Origin of the sequence: Snodgrassella alvi (assembly GCF_002777745.1) — a bacterium.
Taxonomy (GTDB): domain Bacteria; phylum Pseudomonadota; class Gammaproteobacteria; order Burkholderiales; family Neisseriaceae; genus Snodgrassella; species Snodgrassella alvi_D.
In genome coordinates, this window is the sequence record NZ_MEIO01000058.1 from 18,163 (window position 1) to 42,375 (window position 24,213).

General features: G+C 45.7%; 18 protein-coding genes. 5 read left to right on the forward strand and 13 right to left on the reverse strand.

Translation table 11 applies throughout. From position 1 onward, the window contains the following. Nucleotides 1-13: 13 nt before the first annotated feature. From BHC51_RS10185 to BHC51_RS10205, 5 genes are all read right to left on the reverse strand, one after another. On the reverse strand, nucleotides 14-2,383 hold the full coding sequence (locus tag BHC51_RS10185; protein ID WP_100124382.1) for a DNA translocase FtsK: 2,370 nt from the start codon (nucleotides 2,381-2,383) through the stop codon (nucleotides 14-16). A gap of 112 nt (nucleotides 2,384-2,495) precedes the next feature. Then, nucleotides 2,496-3,602, reverse strand: coding sequence for an anhydro-N-acetylmuramic acid kinase (locus BHC51_RS10190; protein ID WP_100153965.1), 1,107 nt, complete (start codon nucleotides 3,600-3,602; stop codon nucleotides 2,496-2,498). 8 nt (nucleotides 3,603-3,610) lie between these two features. Next, on the reverse strand, nucleotides 3,611-4,375 hold the full coding sequence (gene xth, locus BHC51_RS10195; RefSeq protein WP_100124383.1) for an exodeoxyribonuclease III: 765 nt from the start codon (nucleotides 4,373-4,375) through the stop codon (nucleotides 3,611-3,613). A gap of 71 nt (nucleotides 4,376-4,446) precedes the next feature. Beyond that, nucleotides 4,447-5,778 carry a M23 family metallopeptidase gene (locus BHC51_RS10200; RefSeq protein ID WP_257384809.1) on the reverse strand — a complete coding sequence of 444 codons (1,332 nt, stop codon included), beginning with the start codon at nucleotides 5,776-5,778 and terminating at the stop codon, nucleotides 4,447-4,449. An 84-nt stretch (nucleotides 5,779-5,862) separates the two neighbouring features. Then, nucleotides 5,863-7,104, reverse strand: a complete 1,242-nt coding sequence (locus tag BHC51_RS10205) for a YihY family inner membrane protein (RefSeq protein WP_100153953.1) — start codon at nucleotides 7,102-7,104, stop codon at nucleotides 5,863-5,865. A 132-nt stretch (nucleotides 7,105-7,236) separates the two neighbouring features. Here BHC51_RS10205 and wrbA point away from each other — a divergent pair, with 132 nt between their 5' ends. Then, entirely contained in the window at nucleotides 7,237-7,836 is a 600-nt protein-coding gene (gene wrbA, locus BHC51_RS10210) for an NAD(P)H:quinone oxidoreductase (RefSeq protein WP_100153954.1), read from the forward strand. A 19-nt stretch (nucleotides 7,837-7,855) separates the two neighbouring features. After that, the gene (nfsA, locus tag BHC51_RS10215; RefSeq protein WP_100124386.1) at nucleotides 7,856-8,596 is read left to right on the forward strand and encodes an oxygen-insensitive NADPH nitroreductase; all 741 of its coding nucleotides are present in this window, start codon (nucleotides 7,856-7,858) and stop codon (nucleotides 8,594-8,596) included. Between the two features lie 71 nt (nucleotides 8,597-8,667). Here the strand turns inward: nfsA and BHC51_RS10220 are convergent, their stop codons facing one another. Genes BHC51_RS10220 through BHC51_RS10230 form a run of 3 tightly spaced genes read right to left on the reverse strand, consistent with a single transcriptional unit; the run spans nucleotide 8,668 to nucleotide 12,506 of the window. Continuing rightward, nucleotides 8,668-9,813, reverse strand: coding sequence for a GDSL-type esterase/lipase family protein (locus tag BHC51_RS10220; protein ID WP_180296486.1), 1,146 nt, complete (start codon nucleotides 9,811-9,813; stop codon nucleotides 8,668-8,670). After that, nucleotides 9,803-11,014, reverse strand: a complete 1,212-nt coding sequence (locus BHC51_RS10225) for an SGNH/GDSL hydrolase family protein (protein ID WP_100153956.1) — start codon at nucleotides 11,012-11,014, stop codon at nucleotides 9,803-9,805. The genes BHC51_RS10220 and BHC51_RS10225 overlap by 11 nt, the downstream gene beginning before the upstream one ends. Continuing rightward, a complete protein-coding gene (locus BHC51_RS10230; RefSeq protein ID WP_100098904.1) occupies nucleotides 11,001-12,506 on the reverse strand; it encodes an MBOAT family O-acyltransferase in 1,506 nt (501 codons plus the stop codon). The genes BHC51_RS10225 and BHC51_RS10230 overlap by 14 nt, the downstream gene beginning before the upstream one ends. A gap of 722 nt (nucleotides 12,507-13,228) precedes the next feature. On the opposite strand from BHC51_RS10230, the gene BHC51_RS10235 reads away from it, so the two are divergent. The 3 genes from BHC51_RS10235 to BHC51_RS10245 are packed head-to-tail and all read left to right on the forward strand — an operon-like array spanning nucleotide 13,229 to nucleotide 15,623. Next, nucleotides 13,229-14,206: a cation diffusion facilitator family transporter gene (locus tag BHC51_RS10235; RefSeq protein WP_100098905.1), complete on the forward strand. Its 978-nt coding sequence runs from the start codon at nucleotides 13,229-13,231 to the stop codon at nucleotides 14,204-14,206. A gap of 36 nt (nucleotides 14,207-14,242) precedes the next feature. Further along, nucleotides 14,243-14,896 (forward strand): HAD family hydrolase, encoded by a 654-nt coding sequence (locus BHC51_RS10240; RefSeq protein ID WP_100153957.1) that lies wholly within the window; start codon nucleotides 14,243-14,245, stop codon nucleotides 14,894-14,896. Between the two features lie 25 nt (nucleotides 14,897-14,921). Further along, nucleotides 14,922-15,623, forward strand: a complete 702-nt coding sequence (locus BHC51_RS10245; RefSeq protein WP_100098907.1) for an aspartate/glutamate racemase family protein — start codon at nucleotides 14,922-14,924, stop codon at nucleotides 15,621-15,623. A gap of 107 nt (nucleotides 15,624-15,730) precedes the next feature. On the opposite strand, the gene BHC51_RS10250 is transcribed toward BHC51_RS10245, so the two are convergent. The 5 genes from BHC51_RS10250 to BHC51_RS10270 all read right to left on the reverse strand — a co-directional run. After that, on the reverse strand, nucleotides 15,731-16,621 hold the full coding sequence (locus BHC51_RS10250; RefSeq protein ID WP_100153958.1) for an NAD(P)H-hydrate dehydratase: 891 nt from the start codon (nucleotides 16,619-16,621) through the stop codon (nucleotides 15,731-15,733). A gap of 72 nt (nucleotides 16,622-16,693) precedes the next feature. After that, nucleotides 16,694-19,258 (reverse strand): [protein-PII] uridylyltransferase, encoded by a 2,565-nt coding sequence (gene glnD, locus BHC51_RS10255; RefSeq protein WP_100153959.1) that lies wholly within the window; start codon nucleotides 19,256-19,258, stop codon nucleotides 16,694-16,696. Nucleotides 19,259-19,260: 2 nt separating this feature from the next. Further along, nucleotides 19,261-20,499 carry a multifunctional CCA addition/repair protein gene (locus BHC51_RS10260; RefSeq protein ID WP_100153960.1) on the reverse strand — a complete coding sequence of 413 codons (1,239 nt, stop codon included), beginning with the start codon at nucleotides 20,497-20,499 and terminating at the stop codon, nucleotides 19,261-19,263. A gap of 184 nt (nucleotides 20,500-20,683) precedes the next feature. Continuing rightward, complete coding sequence (locus BHC51_RS10265) at nucleotides 20,684-21,997, reverse strand: SLC13 family permease (protein ID WP_100153961.1); 1,314 nt, start codon at nucleotides 21,995-21,997, stop codon at nucleotides 20,684-20,686. Nucleotides 21,998-23,474: 1,477 nt separating this feature from the next. Then, the coding region (locus tag BHC51_RS10270) for an IS3 family transposase (protein WP_143558833.1) at nucleotides 23,475-24,213 on the reverse strand (739 nt) is incomplete at its 5' end.

The window sequence follows — 24,213 nt, forward strand, 5'->3', positions numbered from 1 at the left end:
TAATGATGTTGTGTTATAGATTGTCTTTTTGTGCCAGAATCCGTCGGCTACCGCCTAGTTCGGCCGCAGAGACAATGCCTGCCGCTTCGAGAGCTTCCATCAGGTTGGCTGCGCGGTTGTAGCCAATCCGCAGATGGCGCTGCAATGAGGAAATAGATGTTTTACGTGTTTCCAGTACGAAAGCCACTGCCTGATCGAATAATTCATCGCTGTTGGCATTCGGGTTCACTTGATTGACGTTAGTTTGGGCTGCTTCTCCAGACAGTATACCTTCTACATACTGGGTGGGAGCCTGCTGTTTGATGAAATTAACAACGGCGTGGACTTCTTCGTCCGGCACAAAAGCTCCATGCAGGCGGGTTGGTTCGGCCTGACCGGGTGGCAGAAACAGCATATCTCCTTTGCCAAGCAGGTTCTCTGCACCCATCTGATCGAGAATGGTGCGACTATCGATTTTGCTGGATACCTGAAAGGAAAGCCGGGTTGGTATATTGGCTTTAATCAGGCCGGTAATAACGTCAACGCTGGGGCGCTGGGTAGCCAGTATCAGGTGAATGCCGGCAGCGCGGGCTTTTTGTGCCAGACGGGCAATCTGCTGTTCTACTTTTTTGCCTTCAACCATCATTAGATCGGCCAGTTCATCAATAACTACAACTATATAAGGCAATTTATCCAGTGGTTCCGGTTCATCTGGATTGGTGCTGAACGGATTGACCAGTGGGGTGGAAGCTGCTTTGGCTGCTGCTACTTTGTCATTGAAGCCGTTGATGTTGCGCACACCCACGTGTGCCAATAGGCGGTAACGTTTTTCCATTTCGGTAACGCACCAGTTCAGTGCCTGTGCTGCTTCTTTCATGTCGGTGACTACTGGAGCCAGTAGGTGCGGAATGCCGTCGTATACGCTTAATTCCAACATTTTCGGGTCTACCATGATGAAGCGTACTTCATCGGGCTGTGCCTTGTATAGAATCGACAGAATCATGCAGTTTACGCCAACTGATTTACCAGAACCGGTGGTACCGGCAACCAGTAAATGTGGCATTTTGGCCAGACTGGCGATAACGGGAGCTCCGGCGATGTCTTTACCCATTGCCATGGTTAACTTGTCGGTGGCATCATGGAAAATTTTTGCGCCAAGAATTTCTGCCAGCAGAACGCTTTGGCGTTCATCGTTGGGCAGTTCAATTCCCATGGTGGTTTTGCCGGCGATGGTTTCGACAATGCGTACGCTCTGGACGGAGAGGGAGCGTGCGAGGTCTTTGTTCAGGTTAACTATCTGGCTGCCTTTGACTCCTTGTGCCGGTTCGATTTCATAACGGGTGATGACGGGGCCGGTGGTGGCGCTGGTCACTTCTACTGCTACACCGAATTCTTTTAATCTGGACTCTATATGGGCGGCGGTTTGTTGCAGGAATTCACTATTGATGACTGCCGGCTGGTCGGTTGGTTCACTTAGTAATTTGACATCTGGTAACTGGATAAGGTCGTTTTCACTTTTTGTAGGGATGGCTGTTTGGCTGGATGCTGGTGCTGGTTCGGTTAAGTTCTGTGCGATTGTGGGTTCGGTACGTACGGTTACAGCTTTGCGATTACTGGTGGCAAGTTCAGGTGTATCGATATTTCTGGCGGTAATATTTTTGGCCTGTTTAACCATTTGCCGTACAGTTTTATTGTTGGGAAATTCGGTAATCAGGCGTTGTGGCCGACGCAGTAGTTTGCACCAGAACCATTCGCACTGGGCACCAAGTTTTTCAATTACTGTTAGCCACGATACCTGTAATAATAGCGACAGGCCAATCAGTATCATGAATATGCTGATGATTAAGCCGCCGGTAAGGCCGAAAAACTGATGTAGTAGGTTACCTAGTGATTGTCCAATCAAACCACCGGCACCTATAGGCAGGGCATTCTGAAGCATGCTGGCAAATACCAGATTTTCCTGAGCGGGGCTGAAAATAAGCAGAACAAATAAACCAGTTAAAGCCAGCCAGCTATTATAAGGTTTGCTGTCATCGCTGGTGTTGAGTGAGCGGGCGTTAAGCGGACGGAAACTTTTATAAAGGGCAATGATGGCTGCAATGATGCTCCACCACACGGATAATCCGAAAATATAATAGCCAATATCTGCCAGCCATGCTCCTGTTAAGCCTGCGAGATTATGAGGTCTGTTAATCTGACCGATCCCGCGTGACCAAGCCGGGTCTGTCATATCGAAGCTGGCTAATGACAAAATAATAAATAAGGTAATCATTAGCGCCAGTAGCCAGAAAATATCGTTAATCAGGTTCATTAGCCATGGTTGTTTCGGCTTGTTGACTTTTTGCGGCTTTGTTTTCAGCGGCGATTGCTTACGGGGAACAGATTTTTTTCGTGTTGTGGCCATAAATCTTGCGATTGAGTTCGGTATTTTTATCTGAAATTAACTATTTATTATAATGTCTATTGGGGATTATAGCTGGTAATGGTAACAGGATTTAACGGTTTTTTGCGGATGGTTAAGCCCAGTAGCCGCAGCCGGGAATACGCGCACCTGCTGCGCCGGTGGCATGATGGGTGGCCACGGGCTGACGCTGATACCAGCATGCCGCCAGCCAGGCAAATGCTGCGGCTTCAACTAACTGTGCCGGTAATTGTAGTGTGTCGGTGCTGTGCAGGGAAATCCGGTGCTGGCGGAGTAATTGTGCCAGTGAGTACATTAAGAGCTGATTTTGACTTCCGCCACCGCAGACGTAAACGTCATTGGTGGCAGGTGCTGCACTTATGATGGCAGTTACCGCAGTTTGTGCAGTAAGTTCTAGCAGTGTACGCAAAACATCAGTGGGATTTTCCTGTCCGGTGAGATACTGGTTGAGCCAATCGAAGCTGAATAAATCGCGGCCGGTACTTTTGGGATAGGGCTGGCGGAAATAGTTATGGTTGAGCATGGCTTGCAACAGTGGTTCAATTATCTGCCCCTGACTGGCCAATGTACCGTTGTAATCAAATTTCTGCTGCCAGTTATGCTGTACCCATGCATCCATAAGCATATTAGCCGGTCCAGTATCGAAGCCGAACGCCGGTTGCTGTGGGTGCAATACGCTGATATTAGCAATACCGCCCAGATTCAGTACTACGCGGGTATGCTGTTCACTGGCAAAAACGGCCTGATGAAACGCTGGTACTAATGGTGCGCCCTGACCACCTGCAGCCAGATCGCGACTGCGAAAATCGCCTACTGTAGTAATGCCGGTGAGTTCGGCCAGCAATGCCCAGTCCATCAGTTGAATACTGTAATGTTGTTCTGGTGCATGGCGTATTGTTTGGCCATGACAGCCCAGAGCAGTTATTGCACTAGCTTCAATACTGGCTTTTGTAAGTACAGTTTTAACTGCCTGTGCGTTGAGATGTGCCAGTTCTTGTGCTAATACGGCAGCCTGTGCTAGTTCATTGTGCGCAGGTGTTTGCAGAGCCAGTAACCGTTGTCTCAGGGTTTCAGGATAGGCAATGAATGCATGCGCACAGACGCCCTGCCATTGTGTACCCACCAGTGTGGCCAGTACTGCGTCGATGCCATCCATGCTGGTACCAGACATGAGGCCAATATAGTATTGGAAAGAGTGCATGTTATTCATTAGGCGAGTGTGGCCATAACCGGAGCATGGTCACTGGGACGTTCCCAGCTACGGGCTGCGCTGTCAACCTGTACTTCGCGTAATGCTGGTAATAATGCCTGACTCAGCAGAATATGATCGATACGTAACCCAAGCTTGCGTTTGAACATGTTCATACGGTAATCCCACCAAGTGTAGTGGGCGCTGTCGGGATACAGGTAATGCAGGCTGTCAGTCAATCCGAGTTCCAGTAGTTGCCGGAACCAGCTGCGCTCCTGTGGTGAGCATAGTACTTTGTCCTGCCATTTTTCTGGGTCATAAACATCTATATCCTGTGGTGCTATATTGAAATCACCCAACAGGATGGTTTTGGGGTGCTGTGCCAGCTCACTACGCATATAGGTATTCAGCGCAGCAAACCAACGTTCTTTATAGGCAAATTTTTCGCTACCTACTGCTTCGCCATTTACACAATAGGCACAGATAACTCTGATATTGTTGATGCTGGCGGCAATAATGCGCTTTTGTGGTTCATTCAGCTCGGGAATGTCAATTGTAACCTGTTCCAGAGGTTGGCGGCTGAGTATGGCAACACCGTTGTAGGTTTTCTGGCCATTCCATGCTGCATGATAACCAATCCGGGTAAATTCAGCTTCTGGAAATTTGTCCTGCTCGAGTTTCAGCTCCTGCAAGGCCAGTATATCCGGCTGGTTTTCTTCCAGCCAGCGCAGGGTGTGAGGCAGGCGAACATTCAGTGAGTTAACATTCCATGTAGCGATTTTCATGATGAATTCTGTAACAGCAAAGCGGTTATTGTATGCGTAAAGCGAGGTGAGTTCCAGACTGAATATTGTTATTAATCCAGCTGGGCAATGGTTACGCTCAGGTTGCGGATACTGGCTAGTTGTTCATTCCAGTGGCGCTGTTTCTGCCTGAAATCAGCCAGTTCGCGGGTATTCAGTGTGCGGGTAGGTAAGGCAACGCTGGTTGGGTTTACTGGCTGGCCGTTAATCCGTACTTCATAATGCAGGTGCGGTCCGGTAGAAACACCGGTGCTACCCACATAACCGATAATTTCCCCTGAATGCACATGCTGGCCGACACTGAGGTTGGCAAAGGCACTCATGTGCCCGTACAGAGTTTGCATGCTGTCATTGTGGCGTAATACGACGGTATTGCCATAGCCACCTTTGATGCCAAAACTTTCCACTGTACCATCAGACGGAGCATGAATGGGTGTGCCGCTGGCTACTGCATAATCGATACCGCTATGCATGCGCAGTGTTTGCAGTATCGGATGAAAACGGGTGCCAAATGGTGAAGAAATCCGCGCACCTTCAACAGGTACGCTGGAAAAGCCTTTGCGCAGCGGTTTGCCGTTGGCATCATAATACTGGCCATTGCCATCGTTGCCAGTATCGTAATAATAGGCCTGATATATGTTGCCTCTATGGCTGAATTCAGCTGCGCGTATATCGCCGGTAGCCAGTTCCTGCCCGCGATAATACAGGCTGTCATAAATCAGGCGGATGGTATCGCCGCTTTGCAGGGTATTGATGTCAATTTTATCTTTGAAGATTTCGCGCAGTGATTCACGGATTTCTACGGGTATGCCTGCCTGTGCCAATGCGCCGCGGGCGGAGGTTTTTACAACCACAGCTTTAAATGTTTGTAGGGTTTCGGTATCAACTGCACTGACGTCAGCATTCCAGTTGTTGCCAGCTTTTTTTAGTGCCACCAGATTTTTTTCACCATTGTCATCGTCATTAAAAAACTGGATATCGGTTAGGTGACCATGGTTGTCCATACGTATGCTGAATACCTGATTAACTTGTAAATGCTGTACTTTATTTTTGATGATATTAAGATTGGTTATTTGTCGGATTTCTTCGGGGCTGATGTTGAAGCGGCTCAGTACCATGCTGATGTTATCGCCGGGCTGGACAATTTCGTCTCGCCAGAAATTCAGGTTGGCTACATGGGTTTTGATAGTTACCGGTGCTAGTTTAATGTTGAAATATTTTGCCTGATAACGATCTGTGGTGTGTTTACGGCTGGAAAACAGCACAACAGCTGTGCACAGTAGCAAGATAATGGTTACGGCAATGCTACACCAGAATTTGGGTTTGCTGGCTAGCTTCTGCCTGATGCGCTGGCATAATGCGGATAATTGGGTAAACATAGTCATGGTTGGTATTTTGCTGAAAGCGCACCGCTAAAAACTGGTAAATGTAAAGCTATTTATCTGAAAATACCAGAGGCAGGATTATTTTTATGTTTTATTCAGTGGCTGCTGCTCTGAAACCTGCTGTGGTAATTGTTTTGCCCATTGGCGCAGGCTGATATCCAGTTGCTGTAAACATGGCTGTAGCAGTGACTGAATTGAACTGGCTACTGTTGAATTGCGGTTCAGCCGGTAAATAAAAAGTTGATATAAATCGGCCAGTATGATTCTGTCCGAATCTGTCTGCAATACCCAGCCATTGTTGCTGCAAGCAATATAATGCTGTTGTTCGAGTTGGGTAAGTATGTGGTCCAGATGTTTATCACTGATACTGAGCTGTTGCTGAAGCTGGCAGGATGTAACAGCCAGTCCTTGTTGCTGAGCCTGTAATAACAGGTATAGCAGGGTCAATACGTTTTCAAATGGCTGGTATTGGTGCAGTTGGCGAAATCTGTCCTGATGCCAGTAGGGCAGTGAAGAGGTGAGTACGGCACCGGCAAGTAATAAAAGCCATAGTAAATTCAGCCAGATTAGAAATACCGGTATTGCGGCAAAGGCACCATACACTTTCTGGTAATTGCCAAAATCAGTAACGAAAATGGCGAATCCGCGCCGCAGCAGATCCAGCCCTGCCGCTGTGATAACGGCGCCCAGTAAAGCATGGCGCCAAGGGACAAAACAGAATGGTACCAGTTTGTACAACAGAAACAATAACAGAGTAATCAGTGTCAGATTGGTAACAATGCGAAATAATGTACTGTAGAACGGAAGTTGGCTGGCCATATTAGCCGGATTGGATAATAAGCCGATGGCTGAGAGGCTCATGCCTACTACCACAGGCCCGAGGGTCAGTAAGGCCCAGTAAATGAGGATACGAATCCATAGCGGGCGCTGATCGCGTGCCTGCCAGATTTGATTGAATGCATGTTCTATGGTTTGAATCATCATTAATGATGTAATAATCATAAAGCTGATGCCTACTGCGGTAAGGCCGCTGGCTTTATCGCGAAAGGCATACAGATAATCGCTGACTGAATCGGCTCCGGCTGCCGGCACAATGATATGGGTCAGAAACTGATTGAAGCGTGTGGCCATATCATCAAACATGGGAAAGGCGTTTACTACAATTACGGTAATGGTAAAAATTGGTACCAATGCCAGTAAGGTTGTGAAAGTCAGGCTGGCGGCAATCAAAGGTAGATTGCAGCGCTGATAGTTATGTCCCACAAACAGTAAAAACTGGGGCAGACGCTGCTGTAAATATTTGCTTTTGATTGAATGTATATTCATGGCTACTCCTGACAAGTGGCTAGTTGATTGTAACTAAAAAATACCTGCAATGCAGAATTTCCATGCTGGCTGGTCAAGCTATGACAGTTACGGCACAATAGCGGCATTCAAACACTATTCAAGGAGTGCTATATGGCAGATTTGCCTATTCTGGTGGTGTATTACAGTTTATCAGGCAGTACGCGTAATCTGGCACTTGCGCTGGCGCGCGGAGTTGACAGTGTGACTGGTTGTGAAGCGTTGTTGCGAACTGTACCCAAAGTGTCGGCAGTATGTGAGACAACGGCTGCGGAAATTCCAGATGAGGGCGCACCCTATGTCACTCTGGAAGAATTACAGAATTGTGCCGCGTTGGCATTGGGTAGCCCGACCCGTTTTGGTAATTGTGCTGCGCCTATCAAATATTTTCTCGACAGTACCAGCAGTTTATGGCTTGCCGGTGACCTGATTGGCAAGCCAGCTTGTGTGTTTACCAGTACCACCAGTTTGCATGGCGGGCAGGAGAGTACACTTTTGAGTATGATGACTCCGTTATTGCATCACGGTATGCTGGTGTGTGGTATTCCATTTAGCGAACCACAACTGAATCATACGCAAAGTGGTGGTACTCCTTATGGTGCCAGCCATGTTGCTGGGCACGAAAACTGCCCTAAACTGAGTGATGCAGAAGATGCACTGGCATTTGCACAAGGCAAACGGTTGGCTGAACTGGCGTTGCGTTTAGCGCGCTAAAACAACTTAAGGAATTATGATGAGTTACCACTCCGATTTAAGCAGTGCGGCTACATTGCCGACTATTTACCGCCACCGATCTATCCGTAAATTTACTGAGGAGGCATTAACAAATGAGCAGCGTGAAGCCATCTTGGAAGCAGGTCGTGCTGCGTCTTCATCCAGTTTTATGCAAAGCACACACATTATTCGCGTAACGGATACGGAAAAGCGTGCAGCTTTATGTGAAGTTGCTGCCAATCAGAAATATGTGCGCACAGCAGCTGAATTCTGGGTATTTTGTGTGGATTACACCAGACATAAACTTGCCTTTCCTGAAGCGCAGCTAGACTGGACCGAAGGGATGATTATCGGTGCGGTTGATGCGGGTATTATGGCGCAAAACTGTCTGCTGGCTGCTGAATCACTTGGATTGGGCGGGGTGTATATTGGTTCTCTGCGCAATGATGTGAAACGGGCCGCCGAAATTCTGGAATTGCCACAGTTAACTTTCCCCCTGTTTGGGCTGTGCCTGGGGCATCCGGCACAAGACCCGATGTATCGGCCGCGCTTACCGCTGGATACACTGGTGAGTGAAAACCGCTATCGCCCTCTCGACCCAGCCAAACTGGCTGCTTATGATGAACAGCTCACGGTGTATTACCGTGAACGCAGTGGACTGGATCTAAACTGGAGTAAGGCCGTAGCCAATAATTTTGCTCAGCCGGTACGTCCGCAGATTTTGCCATTTCTGCACCAGCAGGGTTTGGCTGAACGTTAAACAGACTAGATAAAAAATCCACCATTTCTGACTTTATCAGCCAGAAATGGTGTTATTGGTATTAAACAGGATTAATGTTGTTTCCGTAATGCCAGAATACTGTCAGCCAGTGCTTCGCCAAGACGCTGATAACCACTGGAGGTAAAGTGGACGCCATCACTGCGAGCAAGTCCTTGATTTATCCATGACTTCATGCTGCATTCACCTCCCATAACTGCCTGCCAGTCCCAGTAAAAAGTATGCTGGCTTTGTGCCACTTCTTTTTGCATTATTTGTAGTTCAGTCAGTTTTTCCGGGCGTTCACCACAGGAGCCGGCAGTACTTTTCAGGCTTTCCGGCGCGCCCAGAAGCATAATGGCGCTATTGGGAGAAGCAATACGAATCTGGGTAATTGTTTCCAGCAGATTTTGCTTAACTGTTTCGATTTCCACCCCGTTATAGGCTTCATTTGTGCCAAAAGCCAGAATAATCAGGTCTGGCGCAATCACATTCAACTCCTGCTGCCATGCCTGTGTATTCCAGCGGTTCCACTGATTGAGCTGAAAACCGTTAATCCCCAGTGCGGAAAGCACTACTCCCTGCCGGTTTTGATTTCGTGCCCACCAGCCGCCGATGGCAGTCTGAAAATTCATGCCTGCTTTAATCGTAATCGGAAAACGCGCATTAAACTGGCTGAAATGCCACTTATTATCTTTAGGCTGTGCAGAAAGCAAAATCTGCTGGCCGTTACTGTCGGTAACTGTTAAATCTTCATCATTCTTTCCCTGTCGGATACTGACAATAACCGTTTGCTCTGCTTCGGGTTCACGGGTTTTGATGGTCATCTCCGCACCGACAGAGGGGGTAGCAATCAGGCCACCAAGGGCATAGTTCTGGCTGGTTTCCGTGCGGCTGGATACGGCTTGCCAGCCCTGATTCTGATAGGCGAAGCGCGCCAGCCGCATACCGGGAAACTGGGCGGGCATTGCCCAGCCGGGGCCACCATTGCCCAACTGCTGTTGTAGGCGTATGCGGGCGGCGTCTGTCAGGTAATCTGCCGCTGTATGAGAATCGCCTAGTTGTACAATGTTAAGGCTTTTTTTCTGTAGAGCCTGAACCAGTTGTACAGCGTGGTTAGGGGTTCGATTGTGGCCGTGTTGTACCGGCGCTGGATCAGCTGAGCAGGCCATTACCCACAAGTAGCAGCTCAGAATAGCAAAATGTTTTTTAGTGTACATTTGATGCATGGTTTTCAACAGGTTGTGCCGGCAGGTTAAAGCGGTTAAAAATATTTCTAGCAATAATTTTCTGTCCTAATATGGTGAAATGAATACCATCTGCACTGCGGGTTTTGATTTTCTTTCCATTTGATTCGGTTACTGTATCATTGAATTTATCACCATCGCTACCTAGCATAGCTCGGGTATCCACTACATGGCCGTGATTTTTGCTTACTTCATCGGCCATCACTTCCCGCAGGTAGACCATTTGTTCATTAAGCTTATTTCGGCGCATATCCGGTGGTGTAAGCCATAAAACGGTTACCCTGTGTTGCTGGGCTGTATCCATAATGGCTTTAATCTGGCTGCGGTACATGTTTTCCCATTGGGCTGATGCAAAGCTGATGAAGTGGTTGCCATTATGCGGATCGGGAATATCCCACGGATCATTCGGGCCGAGAAATACTACTAGTATCTTGATGTGGGGATTATCATTCAAAGTACGGGCAATGGTTTGCGGCCAGTTAAAAAAGCTGGGGTAGCTAAGTCCGGTACTTTGCTTGCTCAGATTAATAGTTTTAATACCATAATCTTCACTGAGCCATTTCTGCACATGTGGTGCCACACCTTGCATCAGTGAATCACCGGCAAAAAATACTTCATCGGTAGAAGTAAGAGTAAAGGCTGCTTTAATACTGTTTTCTCTTGCTGCCTTTTGCAGTATCTGCTGACGTTGCTGTTCGGCTAATTGTGCCTGTTGCTGTATTCTGGCCTTGTCATCATCAGCGTAAGCATAATGCTTATTAAAAGCAGTAATAATATTGTGGTTGGCTGTGGCAATATTCTGATTAAGCCAGCCGATGCCATCATTAAGCATCATGCCTGCCTGTGCGCCGCTTTGCCACCAACGCTGCTGTTTCAATTTTGATAAAATACTATTCTGATGATAAGTCTGCTGATAATAAGCCGCTACCGAATTCTGCATCAGCCATAATGAAACACTGGCAGTAATCATTAAAGCGAGAAAAACAAAGCGAAATTGCTGCTTGTTACTTTTGTCTACCTGTACTTCAGTTTTCGGTTCTTCACTGATAACTACCATAGGCAGGGTAGTGACTGTTTTCAGGCTAACCACGGGCATGTACTCAAACTGGCTGTATTTTCTTTGCTGGTTGTGGTTTTGATAAGAAGGCAGACGACGGTATTTAGAAGTTGGCATAGATAAATCCCGGGATACCAGCCGGCGCGCAGATTAATACCAGAACCAGTAACAGCAATAAAGGGAGAATCAGGCTGTAGCGAGGTAAGGTATCAGCACGCTCATATAACAGGGTGATGAATTTTGCCAGCAATGGATACAGTACCCATGCCAGTAACAACAGGCTAAAAAAGTAAAATGGATTAGTACTCAGTGGCACATTAATATGGTTGTATAGCAGTGCATGTAACAGGAGTAAGGCATCATTAAGGGTTGGCGCACGGAAAAAAACAAAACAGAAACACACAAAATGTACCGTAAGCACAATACTGATGATTTTGCCTGCTTTGCCACTGTTACTCAAACCGTTGCGCGCCTGCTCCAGCGTACAATGACGCAGGCGGGAATGCAGCAAGTCGCCTATATTAAGCAGGATCATGCCGGCACCGTGTAATAGTCCCCAAATGAGAAAATGCCAGCCATTGCCATGCCAGATACCGGATAAGACCATGGAAATCAGCAAATTGAGCTGAGTACGTGCCGTACCGTGCCGGCTGCCACCAAGTGGAATATAAATATAGTCGCGTATCCATGTGGACAGACTGATGTGCCAGCGCAGCCAGAATTCACGGATATTGTGAGCCAGTAGCGGCGCGCGGAAATTTACTGGCAGACGAAATCCTAACAGCAGCCCTATGGCTACCATCAAATCACTATAGCCGGAAAAATTGAAAAAAAGCTGTACGGTATAGCCGTAAATGGCTGCCAGTATCTCCAGACTTTGATACTGCATGGGATTGGCAAATACCGGATCAACCCAGTTGTCGGCAATCCAGCCTGATAACCACCAATTTTTCATTAATGCCATTACAATCAGGCATAGTGCCAAAGTGGGTGCCAGAATTCGGCGGCGTTCCGAAGTATGTATTTGTGCCACCATGCCACAGGATTTGCCGGATATATCTGTTAGCCCGCGTGTATCACAGGCACGCGCTATCGGGCCAGCAGTGATGGTAGGAAAAAATGCCAGATGCAAAGCCAGACCGAGCAGGGAAAAATGCCTGTCAGTTGATGTCTGGCGGCTGCGCCCCTGATACAAGGAAACCAGATAACTGATTGCCTGAAATGAATAATAGGATAAGCCCAGCGGTAATATAACCTCTGCCAGCCAACCGGTATTCAATCTGAGCATATCCAGACTGTTGCCCAGCGAGGTACGGAAAAAATCGAAGTATTTCCACAATATCAGATTCAACAGCGTAATAATGCATCCAGTTATCAGCCATATTCTGGGCTTACTGCTGTGATTAATCCGAATAGCAATGACATAAATGAATACGGTGAATATTAATAAGGCAATCAATGCCTGCGCTTGCCCGCTCAGATAAACAATTAGATAGCTGGTACACAGCAAAAGCAGATTTTGCAGCTGTGGTTTGGCACTTAAAAGCCAGTACAGACAAAAAAAAGCGATAAACGACAGACCGAATTCGATGGAAATAAAGCTAAACATGAAGCAAATGAACAGTCAAAAGAGAGTGATTGTTAAACTGCGCCAAACAAAACTAAGTAGAAAAGTTTATTTTTAGAATCAGTTAATTCATGTTTATGCATATCGCAGGATGCTGATAAGAAAGCTATACGCCTGCTGTTGCAATAACAGGATTGCAGTCGAATAATGCTGTTATCAGCATATTATTGATACGCTAAGAATTAATATTCACACATTATGAGTTTAAAGTTTGTAATTCAGACAGGGTAAGGATTTGCCCTGATATTACATTGCTGAATGTGCATTCTTTTCAGTTAATCTGAATTGGCTATAATCCCCTTAATCCGATACTGCATGTCAAGGTTAATCGCATCAATAAAGGGTAATGGTATTTTACATGCAAGTGTGAAGTATTGTAACGAAATTTAGACATAAAAATTTGTTATCAAAATAAATTTAATTTAAGGTTATGACTATTAATGTCAGGCAACATGCACAGTTTTTACCATTTTCGCGCCTATGAATGCTTCCAGCTGCAAAACTTGATTGAAACACCGGTAGATATCCTTTTTTTTCTGCTATTATCAAATCAACTCAAGTATTCATTAGTGGTAAGGATATTTGTGTCTGCGAGATGTTCTGGAATTATCTGTCTGTAAACAATTGGCGCAAAAGAGTTAGACTTTTGCCCTATGTCAGAGTTTAGCCTGTAACCAATATCAGAGGATTAAAAAAGGCTTTATATGCACGAACATAACCAAATACATGAACATAATCATCATAGTGCACACCATCACCATTTAAGTGCGCACAGTAGCGATAAACAGGTTTTACGCATTTCCCTGCTGGTTATCGGCGCATATATGGTGGTAGAAATTATTGGAGGCTGGTTAACCAATAGCTTGGCTCTGCTGTCGGATGCCGGGCATATGTTTTCAGATGCGCTTGCACTGGCATTATCCTTAATTGCATTTCATCTGAGTGAACGCCCGGTTAATCAGCGCCAGACTTTTGGCTATAAGCGTTTTGAAATTATTGCTGCTGCGGTGAATGGCATGGCACTGATGGCGATTGCAGTGGTGATTGTCTATGAGGCAATAAGTCGCTTTGTCAATCCGCCAGATATTGCCACCCGTGGTATGCTGATTATCAGTATTCTGGGCTTACTTGTGAATATTGCCATAGCTTGGTACATGTATCGCAGCAGTGAAACCGAGCATAATGTCAATATGCGCGGTGCCTTTTTACATGTGCTGGGTGATTTACTGGGTTCTGTGGGGGCAATTGTTGCCGCCATACTCATGATGCTGTTTGGCTGGCGCTGGGCGGATCCGCTAGCCAGTATAGTGGTAGCCTGTCTGATTGCCTACAGTGGCATCGGGATATTAAAAACTACCTTGCGCATTCTAATGGAAGGTACACCGGATACTGTTGAATTGGAACATTTGGGTAAAGTGATTCTGGAGATATCCGGAATTAAAGCTGTACACGATTTACATGCATGGACTATTACCAGCAACATGAATGCTTTATCCTGCCATATCGTAGTAGATGGTGCTTTAACAGTTACTGAAGCCGAAAAACTGGTAAATAAGCTGGCAGAAGTATTACTTCAGCATGGCATTCATCATGTGACCGTACAGACAGAAAGTATTGCCCATACGCACAGTAATGACTTGTTATGTTGTATGCCATCGGGGGCTCATCGGCATGCGCATTAATGCAATACATGTAGATTATATACTGGATAGAAAATCATGATTAAAGCAGTGTTATTTGATTTGGATGGTACGCTTGCGGATACTGCGCCGGATTTAGGTGCTGCTCTCAATAGAGTACTGGAGAAGCAGCATTTACCACCCAGAAGCATGGCAGAAATTCGTCCGATTGCCAGTCATGGCGCCGCGGGGCTGATTAAGCTGGGTACAGGGATGCGGCCAGACAATCCCGAGTTTCCCGCTTTAAGACAGGCTTTCTTGGACGAGTATGAACTGCACTTCACCGAGCAAACAGTACTGTTTGGTGGTATTGATGAGGTATTACAAAAGCTGGCTCAGCAGAATATAGTCTGGGGTATTATCACCAACAAGCCGCATGTATTTACCGATCGATTAGTACCAAAACTGGGTTGTAGTATTGCGCCAGCAGTTGTGGTAAGCGGCGATACGACCAGTGCACCCAAGCCGAGTACCGAACCAATGTATTATGCTTGCCGGCAAATCAACGTGATGCCTGAAAACTGCCTGTATATCGGTGATGCGGAACGTGATATGCAGGCCGGACGCAATGCAGGTATGATAACGGTACTGGCAAACTGGGGTTATATCAGTGCGCAAGATAATACAGCAAGCTGGCCGGCAGATTATATTATTGAACAGCCAAAAGAAATTCTCAGATTGCTGACAAAATAGCTGTTTAACTAACAAAAGGGATATCATGAAAATCATTGGTTTACTGGGTGGCATGAGCTGGGAAAGCTCTGCCGAATATTACCGCATGATTAATGAACAAGTACGTGACCGTCTGGGTAGACCGCATTCAGCCCGAAGCGTCATGTTATCCGTAGACTTTGCAGAAATTGAAACATTGCAGCATCAGGGGTGCTGGGATAAATTGGCAGAAAACATGTGTACGGCTGCGCGCCAACTGGAGCAGGGCGGAGCACAATGCATCGTAATTTGTACCAATACCATGCATCGCATGGCCGAACAGGTACAGAACACCGTGCGCATTCCACTGCTGCATATTGCCGATGCAACTGCACAGCAGATTTGTCGCCAAAAACTGTACAAAGTGGGTTTGCTAGGTACAGAATTCACCATGAAACAAGATTTTTATAAAGGGCGGCTTACAGATAAATTTGGTTTGGAAGTACTGATTCCGAATGACACAGATTGCCACACCGTACACAAAATCATTTATAACGAACTGGTATCAGGTATTATCCGAGAAGAATCACGCCAGCAGTACCGGCAAATTATCCAGCGTCTGGTAGATGCAGGTGCACAAGCGATTATTCTGGGCTGTACCGAAATTATGTTACTGGTGTCGCAGGCTGATAGTCCTGTTCCGGTATTTGATACCACTGCTATCCATGCAACTGCCGCCGTAGACTGGGCTTTGGCAGATGAGCAATAAATACGCAGCATGTTTTCGATATCGTAAAAACGCTAATATATAAACTAATACAAAACCAAAACTGATGGTCATTATCTGCTCATCGCCATCAGTTTTTTTTATCGTATTCAGACTGGTTCAGTCAGGCGGTTACGCAGCCAGCGTACAGCTGCTGCTATTTCACCGGCACATAAACCTATGGGACCGATTTCACTGGCTGCAAGAATGTCTGCCGCAGCACCATGTAACCACACACCAGCATAAACAGCCTGTTGTGGCGGTATGCGTTGAGCCAGTAAACTGCCAATAATTCCAGCCAGCACATCACCACTACCGGCAGTTGCCAGCCCTGAATTACCCGTTTCATTTTGCTGTACCTGCCCGTTGGGCGACGCTATCAGACTCTGGTGGCCTTTCAGAACTACCCATGCACCATATTTTTCGGCCAGACAGCACACAGCCTGATAACGGTTATTCTGTATCTCACCGATCGTACAATGTAACAGACGTGCTGCTTCGCCCAAATGCGGCGTTAAAATAATGTCTTGTTGATTTTGTCTGCTGCTCAGCAAAGCCGGCTGTTGTGCCACCAAATTAAGCGCGTCGGCATCCAGTAGCATAGGGACGACACTGTTCTGTTGCAGACATTCAGTCAGCTTAGTTAAAGCAGATGTTTCTGTTCCCAGACCGCAGCCAATCACCCATGCAGTAATATCTGAGCGTTGTAGCAGCCGATTTGTAGTACTCAGCATAATTTCAGGCTGCTGAAACAGTAACGGTATTGGTAAAGCAGGCTGGTGAAAGCCAAGCCAGACTTTACCACAACCACAATGCAAAGCAGCTATGCCCGCCAATGTAATCGAACCGGCCATCCCTTCAGCACCACCCACAATACCTAGTGTACCAAATGTACCTTTGTGGCTTTGCGACGAGCGTGGCTGGCACAGAGCCGGGAACTGTGCTTGTGCCAGTCGCTGCCATTGTCTCAGAATATCCTTATCAATCTGAAACCTGTTCATTGCCTGCTCCCTGTCATTACTGCTTGCTGTAATTGTAATGTATATATTCCAGATGATGCGAATTATCTCTGCTCACAGCAGAAGCTGATCTAGTAATGCATTTTTAAGCCGTAATTGCTGCTGGGTATCGGCCAGCTGGGGTGCATACACCAAGAAACTGTCTTCCACACGTTCATCCAGAGTAGTGATTTTGGCAAAACGGATACTGATGTTCAGTTCGGATAAAACTGCGGCAATATTGGCAAGTAAGAATCGCCGGTTGGCCGTGATAATGTGCAAGTTATACCAGCCAGCATTATCTTCCTCATCAATGCTGATGCGCGGTGCAATCGGCATATGGCGACTGCGCCGGCTCAGTTTGGCCGGATTAGTCGCAGACATCGGCAGATGACCGTTGACAAACTGATTCAAGGTCAGCTCGGTTTTATTCTGAATAGCCAGATAATCTCCTGTATTGAGCATCGAGGGAAATTGCAGAATAAACGTATCCAGAATAAAGTTGTGATCAGTAATATAAGCGCGGGCAGTCAGAATATTCATACCAGCCTCACTGAAAACTGAAGCCAGTTCAGCAAACAACTTCGGACGATTGGGCATGTATACCATTACTTTTAAAGTGTCAGTATCCGGTAGTAGCCTGCTGTGTGCCTGTGCCTGCTGTTCATAATTAATTATTTTCGACAAATGCCACAGGATATCTTGCCACTCATGGCGAGCAAAATAGGCCTGTCCCAGAATGTGCCACAATTCGCGTTGCTGTGCTTCGCTGATATGATACTGGCTTAATTCATGTATTGCCTGCTGCCGGCGGTCAAGGATGGCCGTTTGCCGGTTGCTTTGTTTACCGTTCAAATGGTGCAATGCGGCTTTATATAAGCTTTCCAGTAGGCTGGCTTTCCATGAGTTCCAGATTTTCGGATTGGTGCCACGGATATCTGCTACCGTAAGTAGATACAGAGCAGTCAGGCGCTCAACTGTTTGTACCTGTTTACTAAATCGGGCAACCACTTCCGGATCCTGAATATCTTCTTTCTGTGCTGTAGTCGACATCAGCAGATGCTGTTGCACCAGCCACGCGAGTAAATCACTTTCTTCCTTGTCCAGAAAATGATCTTCAGCAAAACGCCGCGCGTCGGACACACCCTTTTGCGCATGGTCGCCGCCACGTCCTTTGGCGATATCATGAAAAAGTGCTGCCATATATAAAATGTGCTGACGTGCAAAGGTATGCATCAGAGTCGAAGCAAAAGGCAACTCATGGCTGTGCTGTTCCATAGCCAGACGCCGCATATTGCGTACTACCATTAAAATATGGTCGTCTACCGGATAAATATGAAACAAATCATGTTGCAGCAAACCTACGATTTTTCCCCATGCAGGCAGATAGCGTCCCAATACCCCATATAAATTAATAAATCGCAGCAAATGGGTTAACCCGTCTCCATGTCTGAAGAAACTGGCAAAGCACTTGCGGTTAACCGGATTCTGATAAAACTCTTCATTAACCAACTGGTGTGCTGCTGTCCACCAGACACGTAAGGTTTTAGGAGCGAGACCAATAATATCGCTGTGTTCCTGAGCAATGCGCAAAATAGTAAAAATATGTTCTGGTTTTTGCTGGAAAAGATCAAGATCGTGTACCGCTAGCATATTGCCAACCTGATAATAATGCTGATCAAGTTCCACTACTACCCGGGGCAGTGCCGCATAGACGCGATCGCGCAGCATCGGCACCAGAATACCACTGAGCTGTTTTACCCCTTTTAGTGCACGGTAAAAATCATGCATTAGTTTTTCACTGGCACGAGAAGTTGCATCATCACGATACCCCAGATTCTGCGCTACCTGTGTTTGCAGATCGAAAATCAGCCTATCTTCTGCCCGTTTGGCAGTCAGATGCAGCTCAATGCGAATCTTTGCCAGCCGTTTCTGGCAGCTGAGTAACAGTTTTGCTTCAGTATGGTTTAAGATCGCATTTTTCATCAGGTCATGAATATGTGGTGATAATCCCTGAACCTTTGCCAGCCATAATAGCGTATGAATATCACGTAAACCACCCTGAGTGGTTTTTACATTAGCTTCCAGCAGACTGGCTTCTCCTGAAGCTTTAGCGTAACGTTGCCATTGCTCCAGTATTTTGCCTTCAATAAAAGCGGCTACATCCCTTTGTAAACCAAGTTGATGGATAAATTTCGTTGCTAGCTGCCGTTGTCCGCATAAAAAGCGGCTTTCCAGTAGAGCAGAATCGCCTGTTAAATCCTGCCGTGCACTTTCACATAACTCCTCAATCGTGCCCACCTTTGGTGCTGGCTGTAAATGAATATCCCATAATATTTGTACAAACGTGGCAATCTGCTGTTGCAGTTCATCATCAATCGCATTTTTGCTGACAATAGCCATATCCATGTCTGAATACGGATACATTTCGCCACGGCCAAAACCACCTATAGCCAGTAAACATAATTCTTGTCCGGCAAAGAATTCCTGCCATAGCGTTGTTACCACTTCGGTAATAATCTCGGTATGCTGGCGAAAATACACAAACGGGTGCTGGCGTTGGCGGAACACCTCAGCAGCAAGCTGCTTGTGTTGATTTAATTTTTCCGACAATTGAGTTACAAGTGCTGAGACAGACATAGTTAATAGCCGTTGGACTGAGATTGGCGATAAGCGTTTTGTAAGGGACGGATTTGATCTAGTCTGGCCTCATCTATTGCCTGAGCAATATGCCGTGGTTCAGCAGTGGCACGAGCAATTGCCGCTGCATCAATATTTAGCGCCGCAGCCTGTATGGCCAGCCAATGCTGCTGTTGCGGGTATTGTTGTTGTTCGAATCCCAACCGCCCGCGTATATCAGCCATACATACCCGCAGAATCTGTGCAAAGCGTTGCGGACGGCGCAAGGCATCAGTTTTTTTCAGAATATTCAGAACCGTTTGCGGTTTGAGCTGGCTCACACTGTGTAACCTGATATGATAACTGCAAACCAGCAAGGCAAGTTGCGCACAGGCTTTGGGCACCTGCCAGCGCTGGTTCACTGCTTCCACCGGCCGAATTCCAGCATAATCATGTCCGGGATGGCTTGGTAATTTTTCAGCAGGTGTTAATGCTTTGCCCAGATCATGGGTGAGAGTGGCGTAGCGTTCTTCCAGCGAATAATCATGTTCGGCAGCATACTGTAAGCAAAGCAGCGTATGTTCACCAGCATCTATTTCCGGATGGTAATCAGCACGCTGTGGTACGCCAAATAAAGCATCCACTTCCGGCAGAATAATCTTCAGAGCACCGCAGGCACGCAAAACCTCTATCATCAAACGAGGCTGCTTTTCCATCAATCCTTTCGCCAGCTCCTGCCATACCCGCTCGGCAACCAGTGCATTTACTTCGCCCCTGACCACCATCTGGCGCATTAATGCCATCGTTTCATCCGCAACCTGAAACCCGTAGCGGGCTGCAAAACGGGCGATACGCAAAATCCGCACCGGATCTTCTGCAAATGCCGGACTGACATGGCGCAAAATACCGCGGCGTAAATCAGCCAGACCATTGTAGGGATCGATCAGATTGCCCGCTGCGTCTTCTGCCATGGCATTTATAGTTAAATCACGCCGCTGCAAGTCCTGTTCAAGTGTAACATCAGCTGCTGCATGAAAAGTAAAGCCATTATAGCCAGCCGCTACTTTGCGCTCTGTGCGTGCCAATGCATATTCCTCATGCGTTTGCGGGTGCAGAAACACCGGAAAATCTTTACCCACCGGCTGATAGCCAGCCTGTAACATATCTTTTGCATCAGCCCCCACGACTACCCAGTCGCGGTCAGCCACTGGGCGTTGCAAATACTTATCCCTTACCGCACCACCAACTAAATAAATTTGCATATCAAATGTATCAATCAAAAACAGAAGATCATTGTGCCGTAGTCTGGAACAGTTGTTAACTGATTTTTCCGCCAGCTTAGCTGGCTATTGGCAGAAAAACAGAATCATCAGACCAGCCAGATTCAGTGACGCACAGAAAATAAAACGCTCTGCGCACAGGCAGAGCGTTGTCATTGCATGATGATTACATCATCAGCGCAGGCACTATCATTGCCAAACCCGGCAAAATTGGTACTGTAGAAAAGGCAACAATCAGCAAACGTTTAAACATTGTCTCCTGCTGTTTTTCATCAGTAACACTCACTACCAGTGTACCAGCAATATGAATCGGATTAACCACACTGAGCATGGCTGGTGCAGCACAGGCCATTATAATCAGTGAAATTTGCGGAGATTCGCCAAAAATGGTGAATACCATCGGAATCATCAGGCTGATTACGCCCAAGGTAGAAGACTCTACGTTACTCAGGAACGTAGTCAGGTAAGCAAGCATAAACAGCAGAGCGATTTTGCTGCTGGTCAGACTTAACAGCCCATGTTCAACTGCATCCATAGTATTTATCTGCATCATGGTACCAATGAGGACCAGCAAGCCGCTGATAACCACCACTGCATTCCAGGGAATTTTTTTCACAAAATCCTTACTGTTTTTGGGAAAACACAGCATCAATACCACAGCCAGCGTCAAGGCAGTCAAGCCGACATTGGCTTTAGCAAATACAACAAGTATTAGAAAAATTAATACGGCAATCGTAGAGCATATTGCATAAAATGGTTGTAACTGATGAGTATCACAGGTTTCCTGCTTGATTGGTTTAAGCAGCAGAAAACCCTTTACAGGCTTGTCAGTATTGTCTGCATCAACCACTCTTTTTTCATGAAATACAATCTGTAAAGCAATGACAAACAGAATACTGATTACTGTACCCAGCAGCCACACCAGCCACGGGTTATACTCAACCTGTGCTTTTTTAGCAGCATCGAGAATTACCTGACCGGTAGGATTAATCGGCGACAATGCACCAGTATTGGCACCAATAATTGCTGCCATTTCACAGATAAAAAACAGTCGGGGATGTTTTCTGCCTAAAGCTGCAATGACTGGTACCAGCAACGTAATTGAAGCAGTAGAAAAGGCGCCGGCTGTTGAAATAGCAAATCCTATAAAATAGCCAATCCAAGGTACAACATGAGTGTAGTGCCCCATTTTGGCGTAGACCTTATCTGTAAACCAGCTCAAACCGCCGCTTTTTTCCAGATGGGCAAATAATAAAGATACTCCGATTAACAGCGTGACAATGGCACCGGGAAAATGATGCAGAACTTCCTTACTGCTCAGTACCATCCCTGTAGCGGAACTATCTGCAATTTTAGCAGATGCCATAACCAACACTGCGGTAGCACTAAACCCCAGCAAACCTATATTGACATGTCGCCAGACAGCCAGAATCAAAATCACAACCAATAATACGAGCGATAATACTTGTAGTAAGTTCATAGATAGTCCTGATTTGTTATCGTTCTGAAAAAAATTACGCTGAAAATCGTAAAATAATCAAACAGAATTTGTATTTATTTTGAATTAAGTTGTACTCTCTTTCGTCAAAGTTCCGTGGATTCCGAACTTGCATTTATAACGTATTTAATTGGTTTTAACAAACAAAAATTAACTAAATGACTATATTTGTTATTTGTGAAGCTGTTAATGTAGTGTTAGTTTGAAAGAAAGTACAAAATATATACGTGTGTAAAACGAAGGAAATTTAATTTGATGATATTGTATTTCTGAAGGAAAACGGGCTATTCCTTAACAAGTTATCAATAGGTATATACAAAAATCATGGATGTATCCAACTATTAGATGTAGTATTTATCACAGCTCTCAAAACTTTATTTGCCGGAAAAACATGGCTGTAGCCAGAACAATTGAAATATTGAAATGTTGAAAAACAATTATACAGTATATGACTTATACAATGTTATATATAGTATACAAAGCCTACAATATTGTAGACAATATATGATACAACAAAATTATCTATACGAAGTATCAGAAGTACGAGGGATAACATCTTATAGAAATTATTGATACGATGAGTTAAGTCCTTGATTACTTTAAACTGTCCCTGAGGGTGTCCACGTAAAATAATTAAAAATGGGCTATAACTAATTGAATAATAAAGACTATGACATTCAGGTGTCCACGGTGTCCACGCGTTTTCGGGAGATAGCAGGGCAAAGGGTCGAAAATCGGCAATGATATTTTTACGCGCAGCATGTAAACAGTGCGAGAGTGGGGAAAACTTCGGGAAATGGACGCGGTGGACAGGACAGGGTAGGCTATATATATATTATTTTATATTATAAGATATATATAGACATTTTTCCGTAGACACCGGTTTATTTCCTCTCTATTTTTGTGCGGTATTATCCTCCGCAAATCCTTGACAGCTGGGCATTTTGATATTTCTTAACACTTCTATTGCGGGATTAGAATCGCCGCAGCGACGGCACAAAAATCCCTAACATTTTTCGTGTAGAATAATTCAAAATCACAAGGTGTAGGGGTGTCCCGAGGGGTGTCCACTCGTTTAGCATTTTGGGACACCCTAACTAAGTTCTTGTTATTTAACGTCTAAATATTATTTTGGTGGACGCACATAAACCATCAAAAATAAATCAAATCAATAGCAGTTATTTTTGACGTTCTATATATACTAACAATACCTTAACAGTGTGGTGGTGTGTCGTGGCAACGTCGCGCTCTATGTTTCCTTGCGCCTCCTATTAATTGGCTTAGTCCTCGCAGTATTTTTCGCGCTCTATGTATAGTGTGTCGTGTGTTGAGGGTTCGCGCTGTGCGTATGTATATAAAAGGAGTCGCCGATAACCCCCCTCCCTCATTGGACAACGCGCGGCGCACCCGGGGTCCCTTTGTAAATACCCCAAACTTAGTACAAGATTCAAGTAGAAAATTATGCTGCTTGTTTTAGGGTTTTATATTCAATCGGCGTCATATTATTTAATGCTTCATGAGGCCTTTCCGTGTTATAAATGGTTAGCCATTCTTCGGTTACCTTTCTTGCTTGTTCCAGATTATTAAATAGATATAAATCTAGTACCTCTGTGCGATAGGTGCGATTAAATCGTTCAATATATCCGTTTTGATATGGGCTACCTGGTTGAATATAATCTATGGTTATACCATGTGACTTTGCCCAGTCGATGAATGTTTTTCCGGTAAATTCCGGTCCATTATCCACTCGTATTTTGAGTGGATAGCCATGATATTCGGCCAGTTTATCTAGGTAACGGGTAATCCTGCCAGCAGGTAAACTAACCGCAATATCAATGCCTAACGCCTCACGATTAAAGTCATCTATCACATTGAAGGTTCTAAAACGCTGTTGATTGCGACTGCTGTCACTCATAAAATCCATTGACCAGCATTCACCTTGTTTATTGGGTACTGATAGCCTTTCTGGGCTTCGTGGAGGAATGCGTTGTTTACGCTTTACCCTGAGATTAAGCTTTAATTCACAATACACCCGATACACACGTTTATGATTCCATTTATAGCCGAGCTTGCTGATGCGATTAAAACATTTAGGAAAGCCCCAGCGTAAATGCTTATCGGTAATAGCACTTAGTACCGACATAATCACTGAATCATCCGGTAATTTAGGTTGATAATAGTAAGCGCAGCGACTTAAG

Coding starts and splice junctions, on each gene's coding strand:
- BHC51_RS10260 (WP_100153960.1), bottom strand. CDS start 20,499: ATGCAAATTTATTTAGTTGGTGGTGCGGTAAGGGATAAGTATTTGCAA.
- xth (WP_100124383.1), bottom strand. CDS start 4,375: ATGAAAATCGCTACATGGAATGTTAACTCACTGAATGTTCGCCTGCCT.
- nfsA (WP_100124386.1), top strand. CDS start 7,856: ATGAGTTACCACTCCGATTTAAGCAGTGCGGCTACATTGCCGACTATT.
- BHC51_RS10190 (WP_100153965.1), bottom strand. CDS start 3,602: ATGCACTCTTTCCAATACTATATTGGCCTCATGTCTGGTACCAGCATG.
- wrbA (WP_100153954.1), top strand. CDS start 7,237: ATGGCAGATTTGCCTATTCTGGTGGTGTATTACAGTTTATCAGGCAGT.
- BHC51_RS10250 (WP_100153958.1), bottom strand. CDS start 16,621: ATGAACAGGTTTCAGATTGATAAGGATATTCTGAGACAATGGCAGCGA.
- BHC51_RS10205 (WP_100153953.1), bottom strand. CDS start 7,104: ATGAATATACATTCAATCAAAAGCAAATATTTACAGCAGCGTCTGCCC.
- BHC51_RS10185 (WP_100124382.1), bottom strand. CDS start 2,383: ATGGCCACAACACGAAAAAAATCTGTTCCCCGTAAGCAATCGCCGCTG.
- BHC51_RS10230 (WP_100098904.1), bottom strand. CDS start 12,506: ATGTTTAGCTTTATTTCCATCGAATTCGGTCTGTCGTTTATCGCTTTT.
- BHC51_RS10225 (WP_100153956.1), bottom strand. CDS start 11,014: ATGCCAACTTCTAAATACCGTCGTCTGCCTTCTTATCAAAACCACAAC.
- BHC51_RS10235 (WP_100098905.1), top strand. CDS start 13,229: ATGCACGAACATAACCAAATACATGAACATAATCATCATAGTGCACAC.
- BHC51_RS10220 (WP_180296486.1), bottom strand. CDS start 9,813: ATGTACACTAAAAAACATTTTGCTATTCTGAGCTGCTACTTGTGGGTA.
- BHC51_RS10265 (WP_100153961.1), bottom strand. CDS start 21,997: ATGAACTTACTACAAGTATTATCGCTCGTATTATTGGTTGTGATTTTG.
- BHC51_RS10200 (WP_257384809.1), bottom strand. CDS start 5,778: ATGACTATGTTTACCCAATTATCCGCATTATGCCAGCGCATCAGGCAG.
- BHC51_RS10245 (WP_100098907.1), top strand. CDS start 14,922: ATGAAAATCATTGGTTTACTGGGTGGCATGAGCTGGGAAAGCTCTGCC.
- BHC51_RS10240 (WP_100153957.1), top strand. CDS start 14,243: ATGATTAAAGCAGTGTTATTTGATTTGGATGGTACGCTTGCGGATACT.
- glnD (WP_100153959.1), bottom strand. CDS start 19,258: ATGTCTGTCTCAGCACTTGTAACTCAATTGTCGGAAAAATTAAATCAA.